General features: G+C 68.5%; 32 protein-coding genes and 1 tRNA gene. 16 read left to right on the forward strand and 17 right to left on the reverse strand.

What is annotated here, in order from left to right:
- Positions 1 to 115 precede the first annotated feature (115 nt).
- From FHU36_RS01345 to FHU36_RS01380, 8 genes are read left to right on the forward strand one after another with little or no spacing between them, the layout of a single operon-like run.
- Positions 116 to 685 (forward strand): DUF6907 domain-containing protein, encoded by a 570-nt coding sequence (locus tag FHU36_RS01345; RefSeq protein WP_185081986.1) that lies wholly within the window; start codon positions 116 to 118, stop codon positions 683 to 685.
- Positions 685 to 855: a hypothetical protein gene (locus FHU36_RS01350; RefSeq protein ID WP_185081987.1), complete on the forward strand. Its 171-nt coding sequence runs from the start codon at positions 685 to 687 to the stop codon at positions 853 to 855. Before FHU36_RS01345 ends, FHU36_RS01350 begins: the two co-directional genes overlap by 1 nt.
- Positions 852 to 1,178, forward strand: a complete 327-nt coding sequence (locus FHU36_RS01355) for a hypothetical protein (protein ID WP_185081988.1) — start codon at positions 852 to 854, stop codon at positions 1,176 to 1,178. Before FHU36_RS01350 ends, FHU36_RS01355 begins: the two co-directional genes overlap by 4 nt.
- On the forward strand, positions 1,175 to 2,077 hold the full coding sequence (locus tag FHU36_RS01360; RefSeq protein WP_185081989.1) for a hypothetical protein: 903 nt from the start codon (positions 1,175 to 1,177) through the stop codon (positions 2,075 to 2,077). The genes FHU36_RS01355 and FHU36_RS01360 overlap by 4 nt, the downstream gene beginning before the upstream one ends.
- Positions 2,078 to 2,088: 11 nt before the next feature.
- On the forward strand, positions 2,089 to 2,313 hold the full coding sequence (locus FHU36_RS01365; protein ID WP_185081990.1) for a hypothetical protein: 225 nt from the start codon (positions 2,089 to 2,091) through the stop codon (positions 2,311 to 2,313).
- A complete protein-coding gene (locus FHU36_RS01370) occupies positions 2,306 to 2,692 on the forward strand; it encodes a TraA-like protein (protein WP_185081991.1) in 387 nt (128 codons plus the stop codon). The genes FHU36_RS01365 and FHU36_RS01370 overlap by 8 nt, the downstream gene beginning before the upstream one ends.
- Positions 2,692 to 4,707 (forward strand): hypothetical protein, encoded by a 2,016-nt coding sequence (locus FHU36_RS01375; RefSeq protein ID WP_185081992.1) that lies wholly within the window; start codon positions 2,692 to 2,694, stop codon positions 4,705 to 4,707. The genes FHU36_RS01370 and FHU36_RS01375 overlap by 1 nt, the downstream gene beginning before the upstream one ends.
- 10 nt (positions 4,708 to 4,717) lie before the next feature.
- Positions 4,718 to 4,963: a hypothetical protein gene (locus FHU36_RS01380; RefSeq protein ID WP_185081993.1), complete on the forward strand. Its 246-nt coding sequence runs from the start codon at positions 4,718 to 4,720 to the stop codon at positions 4,961 to 4,963.
- Positions 4,964 to 5,224: 261 nt separating this feature from the next.
- Here the strand turns inward: FHU36_RS01380 and FHU36_RS01385 are convergent, their stop codons facing one another.
- On the reverse strand, positions 5,225 to 5,470 hold the full coding sequence (locus FHU36_RS01385; RefSeq protein WP_185081994.1) for a winged helix-turn-helix domain-containing protein: 246 nt from the start codon (positions 5,468 to 5,470) through the stop codon (positions 5,225 to 5,227).
- 183 nt (positions 5,471 to 5,653) lie between these two features.
- Here FHU36_RS01385 and FHU36_RS01390 point away from each other — a divergent pair, with 183 nt between their 5' ends.
- Positions 5,654 to 5,866 carry a hypothetical protein gene (locus FHU36_RS01390; protein WP_185081995.1) on the forward strand — a complete coding sequence of 71 codons (213 nt, stop codon included), beginning with the start codon at positions 5,654 to 5,656 and terminating at the stop codon, positions 5,864 to 5,866.
- Positions 5,863 to 6,081, forward strand: a complete 219-nt coding sequence (locus FHU36_RS01395) for a hypothetical protein (RefSeq protein WP_185081996.1) — start codon at positions 5,863 to 5,865, stop codon at positions 6,079 to 6,081. Before FHU36_RS01390 ends, FHU36_RS01395 begins: the two co-directional genes overlap by 4 nt.
- A 59-nt stretch (positions 6,082 to 6,140) precedes the next feature.
- Here FHU36_RS01395 and FHU36_RS01400 read toward each other — a convergent pair whose 3' ends face one another.
- The 13 genes from FHU36_RS01400 to FHU36_RS01460 form a co-directional block, all read right to left on the reverse strand.
- The gene (locus FHU36_RS01400; protein ID WP_185081997.1) at positions 6,141 to 9,038 is read right to left on the reverse strand and encodes a hypothetical protein; all 2,898 of its coding nucleotides are present in this window, start codon (positions 9,036 to 9,038) and stop codon (positions 6,141 to 6,143) included.
- A complete protein-coding gene (locus FHU36_RS01405; RefSeq protein ID WP_185081998.1) occupies positions 9,031 to 9,273 on the reverse strand; it encodes a hypothetical protein in 243 nt (80 codons plus the stop codon). Before FHU36_RS01405 ends, FHU36_RS01400 begins: the two co-directional genes overlap by 8 nt.
- Positions 9,274 to 9,968: 695 nt before the next feature.
- Positions 9,969 to 10,757, reverse strand: coding sequence for a hypothetical protein (locus tag FHU36_RS01410; RefSeq protein ID WP_185081999.1), 789 nt, complete (start codon positions 10,755 to 10,757; stop codon positions 9,969 to 9,971).
- Positions 10,750 to 10,926 (reverse strand): hypothetical protein, encoded by a 177-nt coding sequence (locus FHU36_RS01415; protein ID WP_185082000.1) that lies wholly within the window; start codon positions 10,924 to 10,926, stop codon positions 10,750 to 10,752. The genes FHU36_RS01410 and FHU36_RS01415 overlap by 8 nt, the downstream gene beginning before the upstream one ends.
- A 9-nt stretch (positions 10,927 to 10,935) precedes the next feature.
- The gene (locus FHU36_RS01420; protein WP_185082001.1) at positions 10,936 to 11,349 is read right to left on the reverse strand and encodes a helix-turn-helix domain-containing protein; all 414 of its coding nucleotides are present in this window, start codon (positions 11,347 to 11,349) and stop codon (positions 10,936 to 10,938) included.
- Positions 11,350 to 11,441: 92 nt separating this feature from the next.
- On the reverse strand, positions 11,442 to 11,666 hold the full coding sequence (locus tag FHU36_RS01425; RefSeq protein ID WP_185082002.1) for a hypothetical protein: 225 nt from the start codon (positions 11,664 to 11,666) through the stop codon (positions 11,442 to 11,444).
- Positions 11,667 to 11,718: 52 nt separating this feature from the next.
- Complete coding sequence (locus tag FHU36_RS01430) at positions 11,719 to 12,141, reverse strand: hypothetical protein (protein WP_185082003.1); 423 nt, start codon at positions 12,139 to 12,141, stop codon at positions 11,719 to 11,721.
- Positions 12,142 to 12,193: 52 nt separating this feature from the next.
- On the reverse strand, positions 12,194 to 12,388 hold the full coding sequence (locus tag FHU36_RS01435; RefSeq protein ID WP_185082004.1) for a hypothetical protein: 195 nt from the start codon (positions 12,386 to 12,388) through the stop codon (positions 12,194 to 12,196).
- Positions 12,385 to 12,567, reverse strand: coding sequence for a hypothetical protein (locus tag FHU36_RS01440; protein ID WP_185082005.1), 183 nt, complete (start codon positions 12,565 to 12,567; stop codon positions 12,385 to 12,387). Before FHU36_RS01440 ends, FHU36_RS01435 begins: the two co-directional genes overlap by 4 nt.
- A 9-nt stretch (positions 12,568 to 12,576) precedes the next feature.
- Positions 12,577 to 13,821 (reverse strand): AAA family ATPase, encoded by a 1,245-nt coding sequence (locus FHU36_RS01445; RefSeq protein WP_185082006.1) that lies wholly within the window; start codon positions 13,819 to 13,821, stop codon positions 12,577 to 12,579.
- Complete coding sequence (locus FHU36_RS01450) at positions 13,818 to 14,096, reverse strand: hypothetical protein (protein WP_185082007.1); 279 nt, start codon at positions 14,094 to 14,096, stop codon at positions 13,818 to 13,820. Before FHU36_RS01450 ends, FHU36_RS01445 begins: the two co-directional genes overlap by 4 nt.
- A complete protein-coding gene (locus FHU36_RS01455; protein WP_185082008.1) occupies positions 14,093 to 14,458 on the reverse strand; it encodes a hypothetical protein in 366 nt (121 codons plus the stop codon). Before FHU36_RS01455 ends, FHU36_RS01450 begins: the two co-directional genes overlap by 4 nt.
- Positions 14,458 to 14,673 (reverse strand): AlpA family phage regulatory protein, encoded by a 216-nt coding sequence (locus tag FHU36_RS01460; RefSeq protein WP_221495729.1) that lies wholly within the window; start codon positions 14,671 to 14,673, stop codon positions 14,458 to 14,460. The genes FHU36_RS01455 and FHU36_RS01460 overlap by 1 nt, the downstream gene beginning before the upstream one ends.
- 150 nt (positions 14,674 to 14,823) lie before the next feature.
- On the opposite strand from FHU36_RS01460, the gene FHU36_RS01465 reads away from it, so the two are divergent.
- Both FHU36_RS01465 and FHU36_RS01470 read left to right on the forward strand, forming a co-directional pair.
- Complete coding sequence (locus tag FHU36_RS01465; protein ID WP_185082009.1) at positions 14,824 to 15,363, forward strand: hypothetical protein; 540 nt, start codon at positions 14,824 to 14,826, stop codon at positions 15,361 to 15,363.
- Positions 15,364 to 15,376: 13 nt separating this feature from the next.
- Entirely contained in the window at positions 15,377 to 16,573 is a 1,197-nt protein-coding gene (locus FHU36_RS01470) for a site-specific integrase (protein WP_185082010.1), read from the forward strand.
- Positions 16,574 to 16,692: 119 nt separating this feature from the next.
- Here FHU36_RS01470 and FHU36_RS01475 read toward each other — a convergent pair.
- Positions 16,693 to 16,766 (reverse strand) — tRNA-Pro (locus FHU36_RS01475).
- Positions 16,767 to 16,860: 94 nt separating this feature from the next.
- On the opposite strand from FHU36_RS01475, the gene FHU36_RS01480 reads away from it, so the two are divergent.
- The 4 genes from FHU36_RS01480 to FHU36_RS01495 all read left to right on the forward strand — a co-directional run bounded on the left by FHU36_RS01480 (position 16,861) and on the right by FHU36_RS01495 (position 18,952).
- Entirely contained in the window at positions 16,861 to 17,286 is a 426-nt protein-coding gene (locus FHU36_RS01480; protein WP_185082011.1) for a hypothetical protein, read from the forward strand.
- Between the two features lie 68 nt (positions 17,287 to 17,354).
- Entirely contained in the window at positions 17,355 to 17,903 is a 549-nt protein-coding gene (locus FHU36_RS01485) for a hypothetical protein (RefSeq protein WP_185082012.1), read from the forward strand.
- A gap of 6 nt (positions 17,904 to 17,909) precedes the next feature.
- Complete coding sequence (locus FHU36_RS01490) at positions 17,910 to 18,746, forward strand: hypothetical protein (protein WP_185082013.1); 837 nt, start codon at positions 17,910 to 17,912, stop codon at positions 18,744 to 18,746.
- 11 nt (positions 18,747 to 18,757) lie between these two features.
- Positions 18,758 to 18,952: a hypothetical protein gene (locus FHU36_RS01495; protein ID WP_185082014.1), complete on the forward strand. Its 195-nt coding sequence runs from the start codon at positions 18,758 to 18,760 to the stop codon at positions 18,950 to 18,952.
- A 108-nt stretch (positions 18,953 to 19,060) separates the two neighbouring features.
- Here FHU36_RS01495 and FHU36_RS01500 read toward each other — a convergent pair whose 3' ends face one another.
- Positions 19,061 to 19,417 (reverse strand): ATP-binding protein, encoded by a 357-nt coding sequence (locus tag FHU36_RS01500; RefSeq protein ID WP_312891386.1) that lies wholly within the window; start codon positions 19,415 to 19,417, stop codon positions 19,061 to 19,063.
- Between the two features lie 76 nt (positions 19,418 to 19,493).
- Positions 19,494 to 20,267 carry a SigB/SigF/SigG family RNA polymerase sigma factor gene (locus tag FHU36_RS01505; protein WP_185082016.1) on the reverse strand — a complete coding sequence of 258 codons (774 nt, stop codon included), beginning with the start codon at positions 20,265 to 20,267 and terminating at the stop codon, positions 19,494 to 19,496.
- Positions 20,268 to 20,352 lie beyond the last annotated feature (85 nt).

Raw genomic sequence — 20,352 nt, forward strand, 5'->3', positions numbered from 1 at the left:
CTTGATGTACATAAAGACGCTGTGTACTGTCAGAGATAGCAATCGGGCCTAGCCGGTGACTCCAACACCGACCAGGCCCTGAGTCCCGTCCCTGCGTACACAGAGGAGAGACCTAATGGGCAACTCTACGCCCGAGATCCCGCCCACCGTCCGTGAGCGCGCCCTGGAAGCCGGCCGCCGGGCCGTTGAGGACTACGAGCGCACCTACCAGGCGGAGATGCGCGCCCACGAGAACGCGGCCCACGCCCGCCAGTCCGGTACGGCTCAGCCCGCCCGGTGGCTGGCCGACGACCCGTGCCCCGACTGGTGCGTCGGCAGCATCGACCGCGAGGACGGCACCCACCCCGACGACCGCGCCCACTTCGGACCCACGCACATCGTGGAGCTGGTCACGATGGAATCGACCGTGTCCGGACACGACCGCTGGGAGCCGGTCGAGGCGCAGATTGCCCTCGACAAGCGGTACCGCGAGCGGGAGGCGCGCGTCATCATCGGCACCGGCGACGACACGCACGTCTGGGCGACGCTCGCCGAGGCCGAGGAGATCGCCACGACGATCCTCGACCTCGTCCGCCAGGCGCGCGGGACGTGGACGCCGGTCGTGCTGCCGTTCGACCCGAACGGCGGATGCCCCGACGCCACGTGTGCGAACTGCCACCCGCTGCCGGGCGAGGTGTCCGCGTGATGGCGGGCAAGGTCACGCTCGGGCTGCTGCTCGACGTCCAAGAAGTGCTTGAGCGGTACGGCTTCGCCCTGCCTGCCGACGAGCAGAAGCGGCACCTCGCGCACGCTGACACGGCGCTGGCGCTGGTGGCGCTGGTCGAGGCGTTCGAGGGACGGGGGGCGTCCTCGTGAGCTTCCCCCGCACCGCGGGTTGCCCCTCCTGGTGCGCTGAGCCGCACCAGGAGCCGGGCAGGCCCCACTTCGCGAACCTCGACCTCGTCGAGCACCTGGACGACTCCGACTGTCTCGTCGAGGTGAACGTCCAGCAGTTCGACGGCCGGGGCGTCGTCTTGGTGCTGTTCACCGACCGGGACGGCGAGATCAGCCGCGTGGAGATGTCGCAGGAGGCCGCCGGCGTCGTCGGCTACATCCTGCGGGAGTTCGACCGCCGCGGCGCCAAGGAGTTCGGGCACCTGCTGTTCGAGGCCGCGCAACTGCTGGAGGTGACCCAGTGAAACGCGACTGGGTTCTCATCGTCTCCGTGGTGCTCGTGGCCGCGTCCACGGTCATCGCCTCATTCACCGCTCAGGCCGGCCTCGGCGTGCTGGCCGGATGGAAGGCCGGCGTCGACGTGTTCGGCGTCGAGCTGCGGCTGTCGTGGCTTCTGCCGCTCACGGTGGACGCGTACGGCATCGGCGCTACCCGGATCGCGACGAACAAGCGGGCGTACTCAGCGGAGGTGCGCCGGCACGCGTTCGGTCACGCTCTGGCCGCGGTGGCGGTGTCGGTGGTCGCGAACGCGGTGTTCCATCTCATCGAGGCCGGCGTGATCGTGCTCGGCTCGTCGGCCTGGCTGCTGGTGGTCGCGGTGAGCATCGTCCCCCCGGTCGCGCTCGGCGGTCTGGCGCACCTGTTGAGCATCGCCGCGCGGGATGAGGTCGAGACCGTACCCGATGTACCCGCGGCTGTACCTGGCGTACCTGCAACCGTGGGCGAGAGCCCCACAGTTGAGGTCGAGAGAGTCGGCTACTCCCCCGCGACCAGTTCCACAATTGTGGAAAGCGAGCGATCCACGGCGACGGAGATCGCCGCTCCCCTTCGCTTCCCTTTCGCCGTACCTGCTGTGTACCCGCCTGTACCTGTGCAGGTCGCGCCAGTTCCCGATGCCGGGAAGTCGAACACGAGCGAGCCCGTCGAGCCCGCTGGAACTGAGGGTCAGGTACACGCCGGTACGGCCGTACTCGAGCACCCGCCGATCGTGCAGAAGGCCGTCGAGGAGTTCGCCGAGACGCTGCGCGGCGGGCAGACGCCGCCGGTCCGGGAGATCAAGGCGCGGCTCGGCGTAGGTACGGACCGGGCCCGCGAGGTACGCGTGTACCTCGACCGGCTCGCCACCTCGGGGGCGTCGTCATGAGGACCGCCTACGTGATCACCACAGCGCGCAACAGGCGGGCCGTCCGCCGTGTCCTGGCCACCGTCGTGGCCGCCGTCATCACCGCTGTCACCTGGCTCGGCCACGTCCTGGCGCTCCTGGGCGGCGCTGTCGACGCTCTGGTGACCGCGCTGCTCGGCCTGCCGCGCGTCTCGTACAGCACGCGCCGCGTTGCCGACGTCATCCGTGAGACCTGGGAGGAGGAGACCGGTGACTGAGCAGAAGGGCCACGGCCGGATCCCGGAGCTGTCGGCGATCCCGTGGGAGGGGCCGCGCTCCATCACTGACTACGCCCGGTTCGGGAGGGCGTTGTGTCGGGACCTCGGTGAGGAGTTCGCTCTCGGTTCGGAGGAGCTGTACGCGGTGCTGATCCGCTCGTTCAAGGGTCACCCGGTGCTCGCCCTGCTGGGCGCCCCGGACGTTCGGCTGCGGGCCCGCCGCGTGGTGAAGCGGCTCCAGCGGGCCGCCGAGCTGCAGAGGGGCGCCGGCGTGGAGCTGGTTAAGTTCCACGCACAATTCAGGAAAGAGTTCGTTGACGTGCTCCCGCAGGCCAAGCCTGAGAAGCGGCAGAAGACGTTCAACTGGGATGACGTGTGATGGCCGGGCGCACGAAGGACCTGGTGTCCGTCGAGACCGAGTCGAGCCTGTCGAAGGTCGCGGCCAAGGAGGTGTCCAAGCTCGTCACGCTGACGAGCCCCTGGGTGGCGTACGTGCTGGTGTTCGGCATCGGGTGCGCCTTCCACTTCATCCTCGACTCCGACGACCCGGACGTGGTCGCGTGGACGATGTTCCTGATGTCCGCCGCGGTGCTGGTGCTGACCGCGGTGACGTTCGGCCAGTCGCACGCCCGCGGCGTGTGGGGCAAGACCCACACCACGCTGACGACGCTGCTCGCCGGCCTGTGGGTGTGCGCGGCGACCGTCAACGGGCCCACCACGGTCGTCACCGGACGGCTGATCCTCATCGGCGGCGTCACCGTCGCCCTGACCTGGAACATCCGAACCGTCATCAGGATGAAAGGGCTCGACCAGCCTGGTGCCATCGCCGACCCGCTCGCGCTCCTGTTCGGTCAGGGCGCCGAGCGGGCAGGGATGCCCGCCGTCGAGGCGCGCACCGTCAAGGCGACCGCGCACAAGGTCGAGGGTGACGTGCAGTTGGAGCAGGGCCGCCAGGTGGCCGAGGACCTGACGCGGAAGGTCGGCTACGTCGAGTCGGGTATCGGCCTGCCGCCCGGCAGCATCAACACCGCGATAGACCCGGACGACGCCAGCAAGGCGAAGGTCGTCATCTCCGATCCGCGGGTGATGAAGAAGCCGATCCCGCGGAACTCCCCCTCGCGGCCGGGCCTGTCGATCGCCGACCCGCTCAACATCGCCCTCTGGCAGGACCTCGATGAGGTCGAATACTGCGTGGTCGGCCACCACCTGCAGATCATGGGGCAGACCGGTAGCGGCAAGAGCATCGGCGGAGCGTGGAACATCCTCGCCGAGGTCGTCACCCGCTACGACGTGGCGGTGTTCGCCGGCGACATCACCAAGGGAGAGCAGACGCTCGGCCCGATGCGTGAGGCGCTGCACCGGTTCGAGACGACCAAGGCCGGCGTCAAGGCGATGCTGCGCGAGCTGCAAGAGCAGGTCAAGGAGCGCACCAACTACCTGGCGTCCAAGCAACTGCAGAAGTGGAAGCGCGGATGCGGCCTGACGTACTGGATCGTCTGGTTGGAGGAGTTCCCGGACATCTTCGACTGCCTCAGCGACAAGGAGCAGGACGCGTTCCTGTCGATGCTGAAGGCGATCCGGTCCGCCGGCGGGACGATCGTCATGAGCCTGCAGCGGGCCGACTACTCGCAGATGCCGACCCTGGCGCGCGGCCAGCTCGCCAAGATGTGCTTCGGCGTCGAGTCGGCCCATGACGCGTCGTTCGGCCTCTCAGAGGCGCAGCAGGACGCCAACGCCCGCCCCGAGCTGTGGAGCAACAAGCAGCCCGGCATGGCCTACCTCGACGCCCCCAGCATCGAGGACACGCGGATCGCGATGCCGCTACGCACCTACGCGTGGGGCCTCACCGAGGAGGGGCACGTGGACGACGAGTTGGCCAACACGCAGATGCGCGCCCACGCCGCCCAGTGGCCGGCCGCTGCCAAGCCGGTCGACGTCACCACCGCGGCGCTGTCGAGGCTGCACGACGGCGGCCAGGCCGCCACGGCGCCGGCCGGGCTCCTGGAGGCCGACGCCGAGGACGACGACGAGGAGGTGCGCAACGTGGCCAGCGAGTACCTGGAGACCGACGACCCGGACCCGGAGGTGCGGGGCGGCCTCGACGACGAGATCCCCGACTTGGACGAGGGTGACCCGCCGATGCGGTTCGCGCCGCCGGCGCAGCGGATGACCGCCGAGGAACGCGGAGCGGCACTCATCAAGCACCTGCAAGACATGTGGGACGGCGGCGCCCGCGACTTCTCCAGCGGCGACCTCAAGCCGCTGTGGGAGAGCACGGACATGTCCCGCGCGTGGGTGCAGAAGACCCTCAAGAAGCTCGTCGAGGCGAACGTGCTCGGCGGATACGACGAGGACGCGCAGCGCTACCTCATGCCCGAACGGCCCGAGGTCTGAGGAGACGACCATGAAGCTGCTTCTCGTGATGTCCGCTCTCAGCGCGACGATCAGCCTCGCCGCGGGCGGCTGTGAGGACGCCCCACGCGCGGCCAAGGGCGATCAGGCCGGGATCGTCATGGGCCGGCGCGGCGACACCGAGTTGATGGTGGGGCCGCGTGACGGCTCGCCGGCGTTCGTCCGCAAGGCGACCCGCGCGCAGATCAAGGCGTGCACCAGGCGGCCGAGCATGGCCTACCCGGACTGCCTGCCGTAGGTCTCGCACGGCTGCGCGTGGGATGCGCGCAGCCGCCTTTTTGATCATGCTGCCACGGTGCCACGGTAGGGGTGCCACGCCCCTGCCACGGGGGTGCCACAAGGGGGTGCCACGGACCGTGGCACCCCCACTGACCTGTAACCCTCCCTCGCGTGGCACCCCCCAGCCCCCACACGGGTGCCACGCCCCCCGCACAGAGGTCCCATGAGGACCTGAGTGGCCGGGATACGTGCCCGACTTCTCCGCGACGCCGCGAAGAACTCAGTCGGTTGGCCAGTCCTCGACCGGCCGGACGTACACGCCCTTCTGCGGCAGGACCGTCACCCAACCCTCATCGCGCAGCACGCCAACCGCTCGCCGCGCCGAGCCGACCGCCACGCCCAGCTCTTCGGCAAGACGACGCTCAGCAGGGATCGGCATCCCCGGCTGATACTGGCCTGCCTTGATCCGGCTTATCAGCTCATCCGCAACCTGTCGCCACACATAGGCGTCCGGGCGAAGTTCCATGCACTGCACGCTACTGACCTGCAGTGATACTCATTCCAGCAGGTTGCAGCACACTGCACTAGGAAGTAGGTAGTAGCAGTGTGTAGCAGTGGGGTGCAGACTGAGTGCGGACATAGTTCGGGCCCGCCCACGCGCTGCGAACGCGAGGAACGGGCCCTCGATCGGACGGTGGAGGTCCGACCCATGAGCGAGCGTAACTCGCCCCCCGAGATCCCCGAGTGCTCTACGCACGTTGACGCCGCAGGCATCATCCACCTGCAACACAAGGGGACCGGCCGAACCGCCGAGGCGCACAGCGAACAGGAAGCAGTCCAGCAGGGGATGCTGCTGCGCATCCTCGCCGCGTACCGGAGGCCCGAGAGTGAGATCCCATTCACCACGGGCGACATGCCATGAGCCCAAGCATCATCCAGGTGTGGGCAGACAGGCACAGCCGTGTATGGGTCGACACAGGCAGGGTTCACCGCGAGTCCAAGCAGCCCATCATCGAGCTGCTGAACGGCGAAGCGTCCGGCGCCCTCGGCTGGGTCAACGCCCAGTTCGGCCCGCTACAGAACCTCTCCCTGCACAGCACCAACGAATCCAGGCGCGCGCCCGGCGGCACCCCGTAGGCACCCCATGAGCTGGTCGGCCCTGCTCGGCCGTGGAGGGACTGAGCAGGGCCGACCTTTCAACCACGAGCGTTCAACCTGAACGACAGGCGCTCCGACACCATGCCGATATCGGCCTGCTCGCGCACCTGCATGTTCTCGACCACGACCGGCGTGCGCTTCTCCATCCGGTCGATGCGGTCGACCACCGTGGCCAACTGCCGGACCACTTCCCCCATGCCAGCCCCACCGCCTGCGGCGCTGGCCGCGTCCGTCGAGCTGTAGCGGGCCATGGTGGGCGCCGACACGCGCGCTGTGTTCGACAGACCGCTGTCACCCCTGATGAAGCTGCCGCCGTAGTGGCCGGCGATCGAGTTCTCATCGACCGTCTTCACCGCGGGCTTCTTCACGTTCGGCTTGGGCCCGATAACCGCACCGGCCGAGCCGAGACCGGGCTTCTTGGTGCTGCCTACGCGCTTGCGCTTCGAGCTGCTGGCCGAGCTGGACCCCTTGCGCTTCCCGCTCTGATGCTCGGTGCGGCTTTCCGCCGAGGAGATCGCCTCAGCCACCGACGCCGCCGCCTCCGCGAGGTAGTCGACGCTGACCACGATCTGGTCAGTGGAGATCCCGACGACGTCGGCCAGGCCCGACACAGCGCCGCTCATGACCTCCGACCCGGCCGCGGCAGCCGCGCCCATCTCCGCGGACCCGGTCGTCCACGCCTGCGACATCGCGCCTGCCAGGCCGCCCGCCTCGGCGATCGTCTGCGTCAGCGACCCGGCCGCGCCCATGGTGTTCTGCAGCTCCTGCGTGGCCGCGTCCACGGAGCCGGTGATGGACGTTGTCGACATGGCCAGGCCGGTCGACAGCGTCGCGACCTTGTCTTCGGCCTCCCGGTTGAACACCTGCAGCCCGAACTCATTGGCGACGGTGCCCAGGATCTCGATGGCGCGGCCCCGGTACCGGGGGTCGTACGGGATGAACGCCTCGTCGCCGCTGCCTTCGCCGTACAGGATGCGCGGCTCGGAGGTGATGTGCGGCGGCGGCGACATCCGCCCGCCCGCCGACGCCCGGACGCCGCCGGCGGCGTAGCGTTCGATGCCGCCCATGGCGCGGTTCTTCTGCTCGACCGCCTTCCGCCCGGACGGGCTGTCGTAAATCGTCCTCACGTGGACGTCGACAGTGCCTCGCTGGCGGGCGACGTGCAGCAGGAACGCGGCGAGCTCCGCCTTACCCTTCGCCGTGTTCGCGTCGATCTCGACCTTCTTGCCGTTCGGCAGGATCTTCACGGCGTTGCCAAAACGATCGATCGCGACCGTGCCGTCCTTCGTCTTCGCGATCGTGATGCCCAGCGAGTCGGCCAGCGCGGCGATCGTCTCCCGGGCCGCGCCGTTCTTGCCCGCCCACTCCGTCAGCCGGCCGATGTTGTCCTGAAACGCCCTCGTCGCCTCCGTGGTCCTGCCGGTGCGCTCCATCTCGACCTTGGCCGCCTCGGAGATGGCCATCGTGACGTCCCGGACGCCCTGCAGCCGCTCCACCTCCGAAAGCTTCTGTTCCTTCGCGGCCCGGTTCGCGTCCTCGATCGCCTGCTTCAGCCTGATCTCGGCGTCGAGAGCCTTCGCGGCCGGGTCGAAAAACTCTTCCATCGCCTGCGACAGGTTGCGGATGCCGCCCTCGGCCGTCGTCGCGCCATCGCCGAGAGACTTCGACGCCGCCGCGGCGGCCGCCATCGCCTGGTCAACCGCGGCGAACATCGGCGGAGCGCCCTGCATGTTGCTGTAGAACTCGTCAGGCTTGACGCCGAACATGTACTCGAACGCCAGGTCGCTGCCAGCCTTCGGGTTGACCGGCAGCATCAGCGCCGCCTTGATCTCATCCGCCCACGACAGCACCTCGGCGCCCATGCTCAGGAGCTTCGTGGCGTCCTCCAGCAGGTTCGCCAGCATCGCCGGGTCCTCGTCGAGGATCTGCGAGAACGTCTCGAACGTGTCCCCCAGATTGGCCATGATGGCGGGCATCTGGTCGCCGAGGGCGCGCAGCATCTCGCCGAAGCTGCCCGACAGCCGTTCCAGGGACGGCCCGAGCGACGCGAGCCCGTCACCTACAGCCACAATGAAGGCGTCCACGTCCGGCACCAGGTCGCGAAAGATCCGCGCCAAGGTCGGCTTCAGCCGGTCGAACGTGCGCCCCGCCACGTCGGCAGCGCGGACCATGCTGTCCTCGAACGGCTCGGCAGCGTCCGCGAGGTCTCTCTTGATCGCCCCGACCGCGTCCGACCAGGCGAGACGCACCTTGTCCGACTGTGCCGCCGCCGTGATGCCCACCGCCGTCAGCGCCCCGCCGAGGGCGAAAACGATCCCCGACGCCGCGACGCTCGCCACCGCCGGGAGGGCCTGAATCGCGCCAACCGCCACCGCGACGTTAGCCGGGCCCGCCTTGCCGATCACGTCGAACGCGCCCGAGAACTTCTCGCCCAGGCCGCCCGCAGTGTCGCCGAGCATGCCCAGCCCCGCCAGGGCCGCGCTCGTGTCGACGTCCACCTTCGCCTTACGCCCGTCCAGCCGCTCAAGCTCGATCTCGACCTGGCGGAGCTGCTGCAACGCCATCCCGACGTCCGCGCGCACCAGCGGATCGGCTTCCATGTCTGACAGCTCTTGCAGTTCCCGCTCGATCTGCTGCATCTGCGACAGCGCCGAAGCGCCGTCGATGTCGACGCCGATCCGCTTGCTCGACAGGTTCTCCAGCTCGCGCCGTAGCTCCGCGAACTTGATCTCGGCCGGGCCGCTGTCCGCATCGATCTTGATTTTCGGCAGCGCTTTGGTGGCCGCTTCCAGACGCCGGCGCATCGCGTCCGCCGCGCCGCCCGTCTGCGTCATCTGCCGGCCGAGGGACTGCGTGTCCGTCGTGGCCTTCCTCATCCCCGCCTCAAAGCCGGCGATGTCCGCCCTGAGACGGATACTCACGCTCCGGTCAGCCATGCACGCCACCCCCCGTTGCCTCAGCGATGACGGCCTCGATCTCCGCCACCGTCAGCCCCTTCCGGTCGGCCACCACGGCGACACTCAGATCCTTCGCCGCGTCCAGCACCTCGACCAGACAGGCGACGTCGGCCGGCAGGTTCGCCCGCGCCCACTTCGCCATCCCGTGAACCGCGGCCAACCCCTGGTCGTCCAGAGCGTTGACCGCCTCGACCAGCCGCGCCCACGCGGCCACTGACGCCGGCACCTGCGGCCCCGGCCTGCTACTCGTCTCCATCGCTCCCTCTCAAGATCATCCCGCGAAAACCGTTCATACTGCGGCACCACGGAAATGCCTCACCCTCGGTCCTGCGCAGGTGCCTTTAGGGGGGTCGCGCCAGGTAGCTGTGTAGTCACTGTGTGTTCCATCCGCCTGGTTGCAGCTCTGCTGTTGCCTTGTCGTGGCAGGGCTTGCAGAGGCCGCGCCCGTGTCTGGGGTCGTCGGGGTCGAGTCCTTGCGCTTCGAGGTCTTTGCGGCTGACGGGCCAGTGGTCGGCCACGGTCGATGGTGCGGCCAGGCATATGACGCAGACGGGGTGCTTGGCCAGTACGGCGGCGCGGAAGCGGCGGCGGTGTCTGGTTCCGTAGCCTCGCTGTGCTGCTGTGCCGCGCGCTCTGTCGGCTGCTCGCTGGTGTTCGGGGCAGCGTCCACCTCGGACTAGGCGCGGGCATCCGGGGACCGTACAGACGCTCATGGCTTTACGCGGGGACATCTGGGACCTCCTCGCGCGCGCGTGCGTGGGGAGGTCTCAGGGGTCCGGACAGCGAGGGCTCTCCTCCCCGGTATCTGGGATGACCCGCGTTTGGGATGGCACCCCACCCCGGTGGTGCGCAGGCCGGGACGGTGCAGGAGGTGGTGACTGTCCCGGCCTGAGTCTTGGTGGTCATGGTCTAGAACCCGACCGCCTTGTACGGGGTGTTCCTGTTGGCGATGACCTCGGCGACGACGCGGGCTTGCTCGTCGGGTGTCGGCATCCACACTTCGGCGTTGTGGTCGGCGAAGTAGATGAGGGTCTGCCTGATGTTGAGGCCGTGCCAGGGTGGGCGGGCCATGGCCATGCGTGAGGGGTGCAGCTCGTCGTGGTTGCGCAGGTAGGCGTACCGGTTGTTGGGGTCTTCGGGGCAGCGGATGCCCTGATTCCACAGGGCGGCGCGGCCGGCCCTGATGGCGAGGTAGGTCTCGGCGAGCTGGTCGAGGTCGTCGCTGGCTTTGCGGACCTTGGCGGGCGCCGAGAGGAGGCGACGGGGTTCGGTGTCGCCGTGCTTGTGCAGGGTGGTCACGGCTTCGCGGATGGCTGCCCATGTCTTGTCGAGGGCGGGGGCGAGGTGGCCGGCGATGATCTGGTTGGCGTGTTCGCGGATGCAGGCGGCGACGCGGCGGGCGGCGATCTCTTGGGCCAGGCCGAGGAGTTCGATGGTGTCTTCGCGGATGCGTTCCTGCGCGCGGGCCTGCTCGATCTGCGCGGGGTCGGGGAGCGGCTGCCCTGCGTGGAGGGCGTCGACGGTGGCGACGGCGAGTTCCTGGGTGAGTTGCCAGGAGGATCGGGGCGGGACGGGCCACGGTTCGGCGAGGATTTCGGCGTGGACGTCGCGTAGCTTGAGCAGCTCGTCCGGCAGGGTGTAGGCGCTTTGGGCGGCGCCGTGGAACAGGTCGGGGCAGGGCAGGCTGTTCTCAGGCATCGGCGTTGTCCTCGCTGTTGTCGGCGGGCTCGGCGTTGTCGTGCTTGGGGGTGAGCCGGGCTTGCCGGTACAGCTCGTGGGCGATGGCTGTGCGCTGCTGGGGGCCGCGGTGGGCGAGTTCGCGGATGAGCTGGCTCATGTCTGTTGTGGGTGCGGGCTGCTCGTCCACCGGTGTCTCCTAGGCTGCTCGGCCGGCTCGGAAGTGTTCGACGTCTTCTCGTGTGATGAGCCAGCGGCCGGCGACCCGTTCGGCGGGTAGGCGTCCTTCGTGTATGGCTTTGAGGACTGCCCTGTCGGTGATGCCGAGCAGGTCGGCGGCGCTGCTGGTTCCCATCTGCGGGGAGAGTGGCACGGGTTCCGGCTGGTTCGTATTGGGAGTTCCGGTCGCGGAACTTCGCCATGCGGCGGCTGCTTGGCGGAGGGCGGCGAGGACGGCGTCGACTTCGGGGTCTTGGCCGCGGCGTTCGATGCGGAGCCGGCCGAGTTGGGCGTGACGTTCGAGCCAGGCCGCGACCCTGCCGGGCACGACGACGACGGGGCCGGTGGCGCCGTAGACGTAGTGCTCGGCGGGTCGGGGCAGGCTGTCTGTCATGGAGTCATCTCGATAGGTCGTCTGTCATGGTGCGGTTCCATGGGTACGCACCAGCCTTCTAATCGCTTGGCGGCGGACGACGTACGGCATGTCTACGAGGCGGAACGCCACTCGGCGGCGGCTCGGTCGAGGGCGGCGTATGCCGCGGCGATCGCGCTGTGGTTGTCGAGGTCGCGGCGCACGCCGTCCACGGATCGCGGTCGGTTGCGGCTGCATGAACCCTCTCCGCATCCGCATGCTGCGAGGTAGTCGCGGGCGAGGTCGCCGATGGGGTCGTTGCGGTGGGCCTGGCCAGCGAGCCATGCACCGAAAGTCATGTTGGTTCCTCTCGAAGGTGGGGTGTGGTTCTGATGGTTCCCGTCTGACGTGTCATCGGATACCTCCGATCGCGGTGATCTCGTGGTTGATGAGGACGCCGATGTACTCGCCCTTCTCCTCGGGGATGACGCCTTCCTGGATGTGGACGCCGAGCCGTACCTCGACGCGGTCGGCCATGACGTCGTCGACGAGGTCGGCGAGTGCGCGGATGGCCCAGGTGATGGCGCGGGCGTCGGCGCCGGTTATGGGGCGCGTGAACACGTCGAGGAGGAGGGCTTCGTGTACGAGGTCGAGGCCCTTGATGATCTGCTCTATGCCGCGGGCTTCGCGGTCTGCGCAGGGTGGGCAGGTCCATTGGTCGCCGTCGACGAACACGGCGAACGCCTTGATCTCGTACATGTCGCGGCAGCGCGAGCATTCGGCGTCTGCGGGGCCGGAGAACAGCGTCAGCTCGACCCGTGCGGGTGTGGCCATGGGATCCTCCTTGGAGGGCCGGGCTCAGTTCGGGTGAGCCCGGCCTTGATGGTCACGGGTGGTGCTTCTTGGCCACCGCGGCTGCGATGGCGGCGATCAGATCGTCGGTGTTGCTGTTGAGCCAGGACGTGACCGACTGCTGTACGGCGGCTTCGATGGTTTCGGGGACGCTGACGTCGTGCTGGCTGAGCCAGAAGTCCCAGGCATCGCGGACGCCCTTTGCGGTGGCGTCATGGCGCGCGGTCATGAGCGCTCCCTGATGGCGTAGGTGAGGCGGTCAACCGCCACAGCGAGGGCGAGCGCAGCGTGTACGCCAGCGGCGGCGAGGCACTCGCGGCCGGCCTCGGCGCTCTGCCCGTCCGCCTCGGCCAGGAACCGCTCGGCCTCGTCGAAGTGCTCAAGATACTTGTCGGAGAGATCGGTCACGAGGACCTCCTATTCTTCGTCGGTGTCAGGTTCGGGACCCATGCTGAGCTGGTCTTCTGACGGTTCTGACGCTTCTGACACGAGATAGAGGCCACGCTTGGGGCGTGTCAGCTTCCCAGCCTTGTAATGCCGTTCGAGGTACTTGTCTGCGTTGGCGCCGAACTCCTCGCGGACTTCCTTCGCGGTGGCGCCTTCCGGCTTCCTACGGATGAAGTCGAGGATCCCGGCGGAGGTCTCCGAGAGGTTGCTGGACTCTTCGCGCTTCTGTGCGTTGGCTTCGGCCTGCGCCAGGTTGGCCCCGTCGAGCGTCCACAGGCGACCGTCGAACTTCAGGGCGTACTCGGCTTCCGGCACGTCCCGGCCGGTGACCTTTAGCAGCCCTTCCTCGGAGCCGCGCTTACGCCCGAGAACCATGATCGTGTCGGCGGATCCGGCGAGGCCATTGGTGCCACTGACCGCCTCCACGAAGTCCTCTGTGGTCGCCTTGCGGTCGTGATGGATGACTACCAGGGACAGGCCGGGATGATCGTCAGCGATCCGCTTCAACCGGCCGCCGATGCGGTAGTCGCGGGCGTAGGCCGATTCGCCGGGTCTGGCGTCTGGCATCACCTTGCCGAGCGTGTCGAGGACCACAAGGGACGTCTCAGGATTCATGAACAGGAACGCCTCGATGACCTCGATCACCGCATTTGGCGGAACCTGAGTGACGTAGTGGTACGGGTCCGGGATGACGGCGTCCTCACTGCCGAGGATCAGCCGGCACCGGCTCTGCATGCGTCTGTCGCCATCCTCAAGCGCCAGATTGAGGACGTGCCGCGGCTTCGGGATGGGCAGCTTGCCGAGGACGCATGTGCCGTTGGCGATGCCGAGTAGGACGTTCCCGAAGAACCAGCTCTTGCCCACCTTGGGGGGCCCAATGGCGATCGTGAGCCCTTCAGGGATCAGGCCGGGCACGGAATACCGGAGCGGCGGGAAGTACTGGGCTGACAACCACGTGCCGTTGCGGACATTGACCGCGTCGAGAAGCGACTTGGCGCGAGCCTCAGGGGTGTCAGAACCGTCAGAAGCGTCAGAATCGCTGTTCACAGAGTTACGAGGTTCTGACCAGTCGGCGTTCTGTCGCTTTCCCTGAGGCTCACACTTGCAGTAGTCGGGGCGAGAGCCACAGCCTGAGCAGGCGTCGAAGCTTCCCCAGCCCTCCGTTTCGTGCTGACGGGAGACGATGTCCGCGCCGCACTTGGGGCAGGTCTTCACGCACTCTCCTCGCGGATGATGGGCTGCCCCGTCCAAAAATCGACGGGTCCGCCCCGGTACTCGCGTCCGCCGTGGCGGCGCATGCGGGCTTCGTAGATGGGGCCGCCCGGCCGGCGGCGCTCGGCGAGCTCGGCGGCCGTGAGAGCGCGGCCCGTGGCCTTCACCTTCTCGGCGAGGGCCGACCACTCGCGCTGCATCTCGGCCTCAGCTCGCCCCCGCCCGACCTCTTCGCCCTGGGCGAAGCCGAGCCGGTACATCAGCTCGTCGCCGGTCATGCGGCCACCTCCGAGTGCTGGCCGCGGTACACCCTGGCGACGACGATCCGCACGCGCTTGCCGCATCGGGAGCGGCGCATGCCGGGGATCTTCTCGGCTTCGCGGGCGTAGCCGGCGTGCCCGAGTCGGCAGTGCGGGCAGATGAAAACGGCAAGCCAGCGAGTACGACCGGGAGCGGGCGCGTACACCGACGCGAACGCGGCCGGGACACGGTCGAGGGCGTTCGCCGAGAGGGCGTGACGGCTGTCGGTCTCAGGCTGTACCGTGGCACGCGAGAGAGCTTGCGTCTGGTGGGCGTCGGTCTCGTTGCGGCCCTGGGAGGTGGTGCTCCCGGGGCCGTTCTGCTTGTCGGGTGGGTGCATCAGGCGGCACCGCCCAACGTCTCCAGGATGCTCGCGGTAACGACGCGCTTCTTGCCTCCAACGGTGATGACTCTCGCGGGGAACTCGTTCCTCTTGATCAGCTCATACACGTAGCTGCGGCTGATCCCGAACGGCTTGCCCCCGGTGACCGGATCCACCGTGGCCGGCCATGCCTTGATCTCTTCGAGAGTGGGAACGCTGATCTGCTTGTCCACCCCAACCTCCAATGAGTCTGTACAGCCTTATCGGCCCGACTTAAGGGAGTACACCGCATGGACATGTGACTCGTCAAACTCACTGGACAGACTCATGGGCCACATGAGGCAAACTTGTGGACGCTCGTGGACTGCCGTACGGTCTCCCCTATGACGCATCGCTGGCTTGTGGATCCTGACCTGCACCCGGACGTCCCGAAGGGCGACGACTACGAGCTGCAGGAGCTCGAAGCGAAGTTGAAGGAGGACTTCGGGGGCGACGAATGGCGCGTCTGGCATCACAAGAGCAGCGGCGTGCCGGGGACCGGCGTGGGTGCTGGCTACACCAAGAACGAGAGCGGCCGGTATGTGCTGTCGGCATTGGTCCTGATCGGGGACGCGATCACGACTGACATCGTCCGCAGAGTGCCCGTGGTCGCACTTGAGAACTCGATCAACATCAGCCATGACACGGTGCGGGAAGAGGTCGACAAGCTACCGCCGCTTCAGCGCACACCCGACATGAGCCCCGAAGAGTTCTCGCGGCTCGTCGCACGGCACTACCTGACGTGGGCCCGCGGCGTACCTCACCCGGCCGCGGCCATGGCAGCAGACGCGGGCGCCAAGCTGCCGACAGTCCACACATGGATCCGCGAAGCGCGACTTCGCGGGTTCCTGCCGCCAGCGAAGCGCGGCAAGTCATCAAGGTAGGGAGGAGCGTGATGTGGCCAAAGACCCCATCAAGACCGTCACGCTGAAGGACGGCACCAAGCGATATCGGTTCGTGGTCGACATCGGCCGCGACGAGAACGGCAAGCGCAAGCAGCTCACCATCACGAAGGACACAAAGAAAGAAGCTGTCGCCGAGTTGGCCCGCATCAGGCACCAGCGCAACACTGGCAGTCTGGTCGCGCCGAGCAAGACGACCGTGAACGAACTGCTGGACATCTGGGTCAAGGCGGCGACACGCGACGTCGAGGAGGGCACGGCATCGAACTATGAGAGCGCCATCAAGCCCGTCCGCGTCCGACTCGGCCACAAGAGGCTCCAGGAGCTCACCGAGGACGACATAGAGAGCCTCATTGACTGGATGCTCACGGAGGGCCGGCGCCGCGGCGGCCAGGCGGGAACCGGTCTTGGCCTTCGTACGGTCAGGCTCACACTGGGGCGCCTGCGCTCGGCGCTGAACCTCGCAGTGCGCCGCAACCTTGTAACGCGCAACGTCGCCGAGCACGTCACCATCTCTCGCGAGGCGAAGAATAAGGCGGCCAAGGCCAAGAGCAAGCCGTGGGCCGAGCCTGAGGTGAAGGCGTTCATCGAGGCCATCAAGGGGCATCGCCTGTTCGCGGTGATGCTCCTCGCATTGATCGCCAACCGGCCCGCTGAGGTGTGCGGGCTCCGGTGGGATGACGACGTGGACCTCGACGGCGCGGGCACCATCGCCATTGGCAACACCCGGACGATCGTCTACGACGCCAAGCTGAAGCAGGGCGAACGCAACAAGGTGGTGGAGAAGGGCGCCAAGTCGGACGCCGGCGAGAGGATCCTCCCAGCACCGGCACCGGTCGCTCGAGCGTTACGCGCCTTCAAGGCGTTGCAGGCCGCGGAGAAGCTGGCCGCCGGCGATGGCTACGAGAACTCCGGGTACGTCCTCGTGGACGAGTTGGGCCGGCCGTGGAAGACGGACAAGCTGCGGCGTGAGGCGTACAAGCTCATGGAGGCCGCGGGCGTCCGACGAGTTCGGCTGTATGACGCGCGGCATGCCTGCCTGTCGTGGATGGCGAACAACGGCGTCCCGGACACAGTGGTGTCGGCATGGGCGGGTCACAGCGACCTGTCGTTCACGAAGCGGGTGTACGTCCATCCCGATCCCGAGAGCCTTCGCGCCGGCTCGGACAAGCTCGCCGAGTTGCTGAGCTAGACATGATCAAAAGGCGTATGTGAGAAATTGTGAGACGGACGGCCTTAGGAAAGACCAAAGGCCCTGCCTCACCAAAGTGAGACAAGGCCCTGACCTGGACTTTCAGTCCTTCCAACCGGTCGGGACGACAGGATTTGAACCTGCGACCCCTTGACCCCCAGTCAAGTGCGCTACCAAGCTGCGCTACGTCCCGGTCTTGTGGCCGCCCCCTGCGGGGCGGGACGTCATAACCTTAGCGCACATCGAAGGGGCGCGCGTACATCGTGGGCGGGAGCGGAGGTGGGCCGGTGGGGCGGAGGCCGACGATCGACCGGGGCGAGCTGGCGAGGCTCGTGGGTGAGGGGTTGAGCGTGCAGGAGCTGGCCGCGCACTTCGGGGTGAGCGAGTCCGGGGTGCTGCAGGCCAAGCGGGCCGCCGGGCTGGCCAAGCCGATGCTGGACCACAGCCGGGCGGTGCCGTGGAAGGTGGCACGGGCGCACACGCAGTCGGGGCCGGCGACGAACCTGCGCAACCTGTCGGCCGCCGCGCAGGGCCGGCCGCCCGCGTCCGAGCGGCTGAACACCGCGTTGCGGTGGGCGCAGCGGCTCGTCGACGAGGGGCTGGACGTGGCCTACGACCCGGCCGAGGGGTTCGGGGAGGTCCCTGCGGCACCAGGGGGCTCACATGTCGCCGCGGTGCTCGCGGCGGCGCGGGAGGCACTGGAAGGGCGCTGAGGGGCGCGTTTCGACAGCGCGTTCGGGGGCAGTCGCTGGTCTCTACACAGAGACCGGAGGCGAACATCATGACCACCTTCATCTGGGTGGCTGTCGTCGTGGTCGCGGTGGTGGCGGTCGTCGCAGTCGGGTACGTGGTGCTCCAGCATCAGCAGCGCCGCAGCCGCCTCCGCGCACGTTTCGGCCCCGAGTACGAACGCCTGGTGGCCGAGCACGACAACAGGCGGGATGCGGAAGAGGAACTGCTGGCCCGGGAGCAGCGGCACGCGGAGCTGGACATCCGGCCGCTGGCGCCGGAGGCGCGTGACACCTACGCCAAGCGGTGGCGGGACGTGCAGGAGCGCTTCGTGGACGCGCCGATGTTCGCGGTGACGGAGGCGGACCAGCTCGTCGCCGCGGTGATGGCCGAGCGCGGATATCCGACGGAGGGCTTCGAGGAGCGGCTGGCCTACCTGTCCGTGGGGCACGCGGCCACGCTGGACCACTACCGCAAGGCGCATGAGATCAGCGGGCGCGCGGCACGGAAGGAGTCCTCCACGGAGGATCTCCGGCAGGCGATGGTGCACTACCGCGCGCTGTTCGAGGAACTGCTGGAAGAGACGACACGAGGACGGTGATCCGAGATGGCCGATGAGCTGAAAGTGCCGTCGCAGAAGCAGCGGGCCGAGCGGTCCGGCGGCTCGGGTGAGGACGACCTGCGGGTCGTCGTGGCCAGGGACGACGCCCCGGTGCACGGTTCCGCCGGTCACGACGACGTACGGGTCGCCTCAGGGGCCGGCGACGTGCGCGAGAGGGCGGGCGGGCACGACGGGTCACGGGCCGAGGACGAGCACGGGCGTAACCCCCACGTCGAGGACCCCCACCCCGAGAACCCCCATCTCGAGAACACCCACGTCAAGGACTCCCGCACCGAGGACACTCACGCCGAGCACATCCACTCCGAGGACATTCACGCCAAGGACTACAAGGACCCCTACACGGCGCCGCCCGAGGACGTGCCCGCGGCGGCGGCCGGGCCGGGGCCGATGGCGCGCGGGGAGGAGACCGGTGTGGCCGACGGCATGCCCGCGCACGCCGCGCCCCAGGAGACGGCGCTGTTCGATCGGGACCCCGCGGACGTGCAGGCCCGCTGGCGTGACCTGCAGGCCGGGTTCGTGGACGATCCGGGCGACGCGGTCAAGCGGGCCGACGGGCTGGTCGGCGAGGTCGTGGAGTCGCTCACGAGCGCGCTGACCCGGCGCACCAGCGAGCTGCGCGGCCGGTGGCAGGGCGCCGGCGAGACCGACACCGAGCAGCTCCGCCAGGCCCTGCGGGAGTACCGGGGCGTGCTGGAGCGGCTGCTCGCGGTGTCGAGCTCGGGCACGAGCGTGGGCACGAACGCCGGGACGGGCAGCGGGGCGGGCGCCGGCCTGAGCGCAGGGACGTACCCGAACAACACGACCACGACGACCACACGGTGAGGTGAGGTGCCATGCTCGCGATCGTCGCAGCGATCATCTTCGGCTTAGGGTTCCTGCTCGACCTCCTGGGCGCGCGGATCGCCCCCGGGATCAGCGGCACGACGTTCATGCTGCTCGGTCTGACGCTCCTCGCGCTGCACCAGGGCGGCGTCGGTACGGCCGGCGTCCGCGGCGGTGGGGGCTGGCGCACCCGTACCCGGCGATAGCCCCCTACCCGGCGAAAGCAGACAGGCCCGGCGGCTGTGCGACTCGTCGCGCAGCCGCCGGGCGTCGTCCATGGGGAAAGTCCGTCTGCCGCGGGGAAAGAAGGCGGCTCAGCCCTTGCCCTGGAAGCGCATGACGACCGTGCTGCCGTGGTCGCCGACCCGCAGGCTCAGGTCCAGGGCGAGCATGCGGGCCACCCACAGCCCCATCCCGCCCACGGAGCCCGGCATGGGCCCCGGCTTCCAGATGCCGTTGTCGTGCACCTCGACCACGATCTCGTCACCGTCGGGCCACAGGCGCACCTGACCGTCGGTGGTGCCGTGGGTGACGGCGTTGGTGGCCACCTCGTTGACCGCGATGACGAAGTCGGCGATGGCCTCCTCCGGCATCCCGGCCCCGCGCGCCCCCTCCTCGACGAACTGCCGGACCTGGGGCAGGTCCGGCAGCCGGAATCGGAGCGTCTTCACGGGCGTGCCGAGTGGCGGGCTGGTGGCACCCGCTTCCTGAGGATGGTGGTCCCCGTTCACCCGGCTATCCGCCCTCTCAGCCGACGAGCAGCTCCGTGCGGAGCTGGTCGAGGACTTTACGCAGAATCCTCGACACGTGCATCTGCGAAATGCCGAACTCCGCCGCGATCTCGGCCTGTGTCATGTTGCCGAAGAACCGCAGCAGCAGGATGTGCTTCTCGCGCGACGGCAGCGCGTCGATCAGCGGCTTGACGGCTTCGCGGTCCACCATCGTACTCAGAGTGTCGTCGTCCTCGGGGATCACGTCCCCCAGCGACGCGGCGTCGTCGTCGGCGCCGAGGGGCGCGTCGAGCGACAGCGTGCTGTAGGCGGCCGAGGCGTCGAGGGTGAGGAGGACGTCCTCCTCGGAGATGTTCATCTTGGCGGCCAGCTCCGCGACGGTCGGGGAACGGCCGAGGGTCTGGCTGAGGTCGGCGACGAGCCGGTTGAGCTCGGAGCGGCGCTCCTGGTAGAGCCGCGGCACCCGGATGGCCCAGGTCCGGTCGCGGAAGTGGCGCTTGACCTCGCCGGTCATCGTGACGACGGCGTAGCCGCGGAACGCGTGACCGAGCGTCGGGTCGAAGCCGTTGACGGCCTTCATCAGGCCGACGTACGCCGCCTGCAGGAGGTCCTCCAGCGGCTCGCCGCGGTAGCGGTAGCGCCGGGCGATCTCCATGGCGAGCGGCCGGTGCATCTCGACGATGCGCTCGCGCAGCCGTTCTCTCACGCTCTCGGGGGTGCCCTCCCTGACCATCTCGGCCAGGAGCTCTTCGGCGGTCATCTCCTCGAGAACGTATTCCTGCAGAGCCATCGCTGCTCCTCTATGGGTCGCAGGGGCGGCCTCCGCCGAATCGAAAAAAGCCCAGGCAGAGGCACACCTCGCGTCAAGTACGAGA

The organism is Nonomuraea muscovyensis (genome assembly GCF_014207745.1).
In the GTDB taxonomy this organism is placed as follows: Bacteria; Actinomycetota; Actinomycetes; order Streptosporangiales; family Streptosporangiaceae; genus Nonomuraea; species Nonomuraea muscovyensis.

Excerpts from the sequence above, each read along its gene's own strand:
- FHU36_RS01345 (WP_185081986.1), top strand. The coding sequence starts at position 116 with ATGGGCAACTCTACGCCCGAGATCCCGCCCACCGTCCGTGAGCGCGCC.
- FHU36_RS01350 (WP_185081987.1), top strand. The coding sequence starts at position 685 with ATGGCGGGCAAGGTCACGCTCGGGCTGCTGCTCGACGTCCAAGAAGTG.
- FHU36_RS01375 (WP_185081992.1), top strand. The coding sequence starts at position 2,692 with ATGGCCGGGCGCACGAAGGACCTGGTGTCCGTCGAGACCGAGTCGAGC.
- FHU36_RS01380 (WP_185081993.1), top strand. The coding sequence starts at position 4,718 with ATGAAGCTGCTTCTCGTGATGTCCGCTCTCAGCGCGACGATCAGCCTC.
- FHU36_RS01385 (WP_185081994.1), bottom strand. The coding sequence starts at position 5,470 with ATGGAACTTCGCCCGGACGCCTATGTGTGGCGACAGGTTGCGGATGAG.
- FHU36_RS01390 (WP_185081995.1), top strand. The coding sequence starts at position 5,654 with ATGAGCGAGCGTAACTCGCCCCCCGAGATCCCCGAGTGCTCTACGCAC.
- FHU36_RS01395 (WP_185081996.1), top strand. The coding sequence starts at position 5,863 with ATGAGCCCAAGCATCATCCAGGTGTGGGCAGACAGGCACAGCCGTGTA.
- FHU36_RS01400 (WP_185081997.1), bottom strand. The coding sequence starts at position 9,038 with ATGGCTGACCGGAGCGTGAGTATCCGTCTCAGGGCGGACATCGCCGGC.
- FHU36_RS01410 (WP_185081999.1), bottom strand. The coding sequence starts at position 10,757 with ATGCCTGAGAACAGCCTGCCCTGCCCCGACCTGTTCCACGGCGCCGCC.
- FHU36_RS01420 (WP_185082001.1), bottom strand. The coding sequence starts at position 11,349 with ATGACAGACAGCCTGCCCCGACCCGCCGAGCACTACGTCTACGGCGCC.
- FHU36_RS01425 (WP_185082002.1), bottom strand. The coding sequence starts at position 11,666 with ATGACTTTCGGTGCATGGCTCGCTGGCCAGGCCCACCGCAACGACCCC.
- FHU36_RS01430 (WP_185082003.1), bottom strand. The coding sequence starts at position 12,141 with ATGGCCACACCCGCACGGGTCGAGCTGACGCTGTTCTCCGGCCCCGCA.
- FHU36_RS01435 (WP_185082004.1), bottom strand. The coding sequence starts at position 12,388 with ATGACCGCGCGCCATGACGCCACCGCAAAGGGCGTCCGCGATGCCTGG.
- FHU36_RS01450 (WP_185082007.1), bottom strand. The coding sequence starts at position 14,096 with ATGACCGGCGACGAGCTGATGTACCGGCTCGGCTTCGCCCAGGGCGAA.
- FHU36_RS01455 (WP_185082008.1), bottom strand. The coding sequence starts at position 14,458 with ATGCACCCACCCGACAAGCAGAACGGCCCCGGGAGCACCACCTCCCAG.
- FHU36_RS01465 (WP_185082009.1), top strand. The coding sequence starts at position 14,824 with ATGACGCATCGCTGGCTTGTGGATCCTGACCTGCACCCGGACGTCCCG.
- FHU36_RS01485 (WP_185082012.1), top strand. The coding sequence starts at position 17,355 with ATGACCACCTTCATCTGGGTGGCTGTCGTCGTGGTCGCGGTGGTGGCG.
- FHU36_RS01490 (WP_185082013.1), top strand. The coding sequence starts at position 17,910 with ATGGCCGATGAGCTGAAAGTGCCGTCGCAGAAGCAGCGGGCCGAGCGG.
- FHU36_RS01495 (WP_185082014.1), top strand. The coding sequence starts at position 18,758 with ATGCTCGCGATCGTCGCAGCGATCATCTTCGGCTTAGGGTTCCTGCTC.
- FHU36_RS01505 (WP_185082016.1), bottom strand. The coding sequence starts at position 20,267 with ATGGCTCTGCAGGAATACGTTCTCGAGGAGATGACCGCCGAAGAGCTC.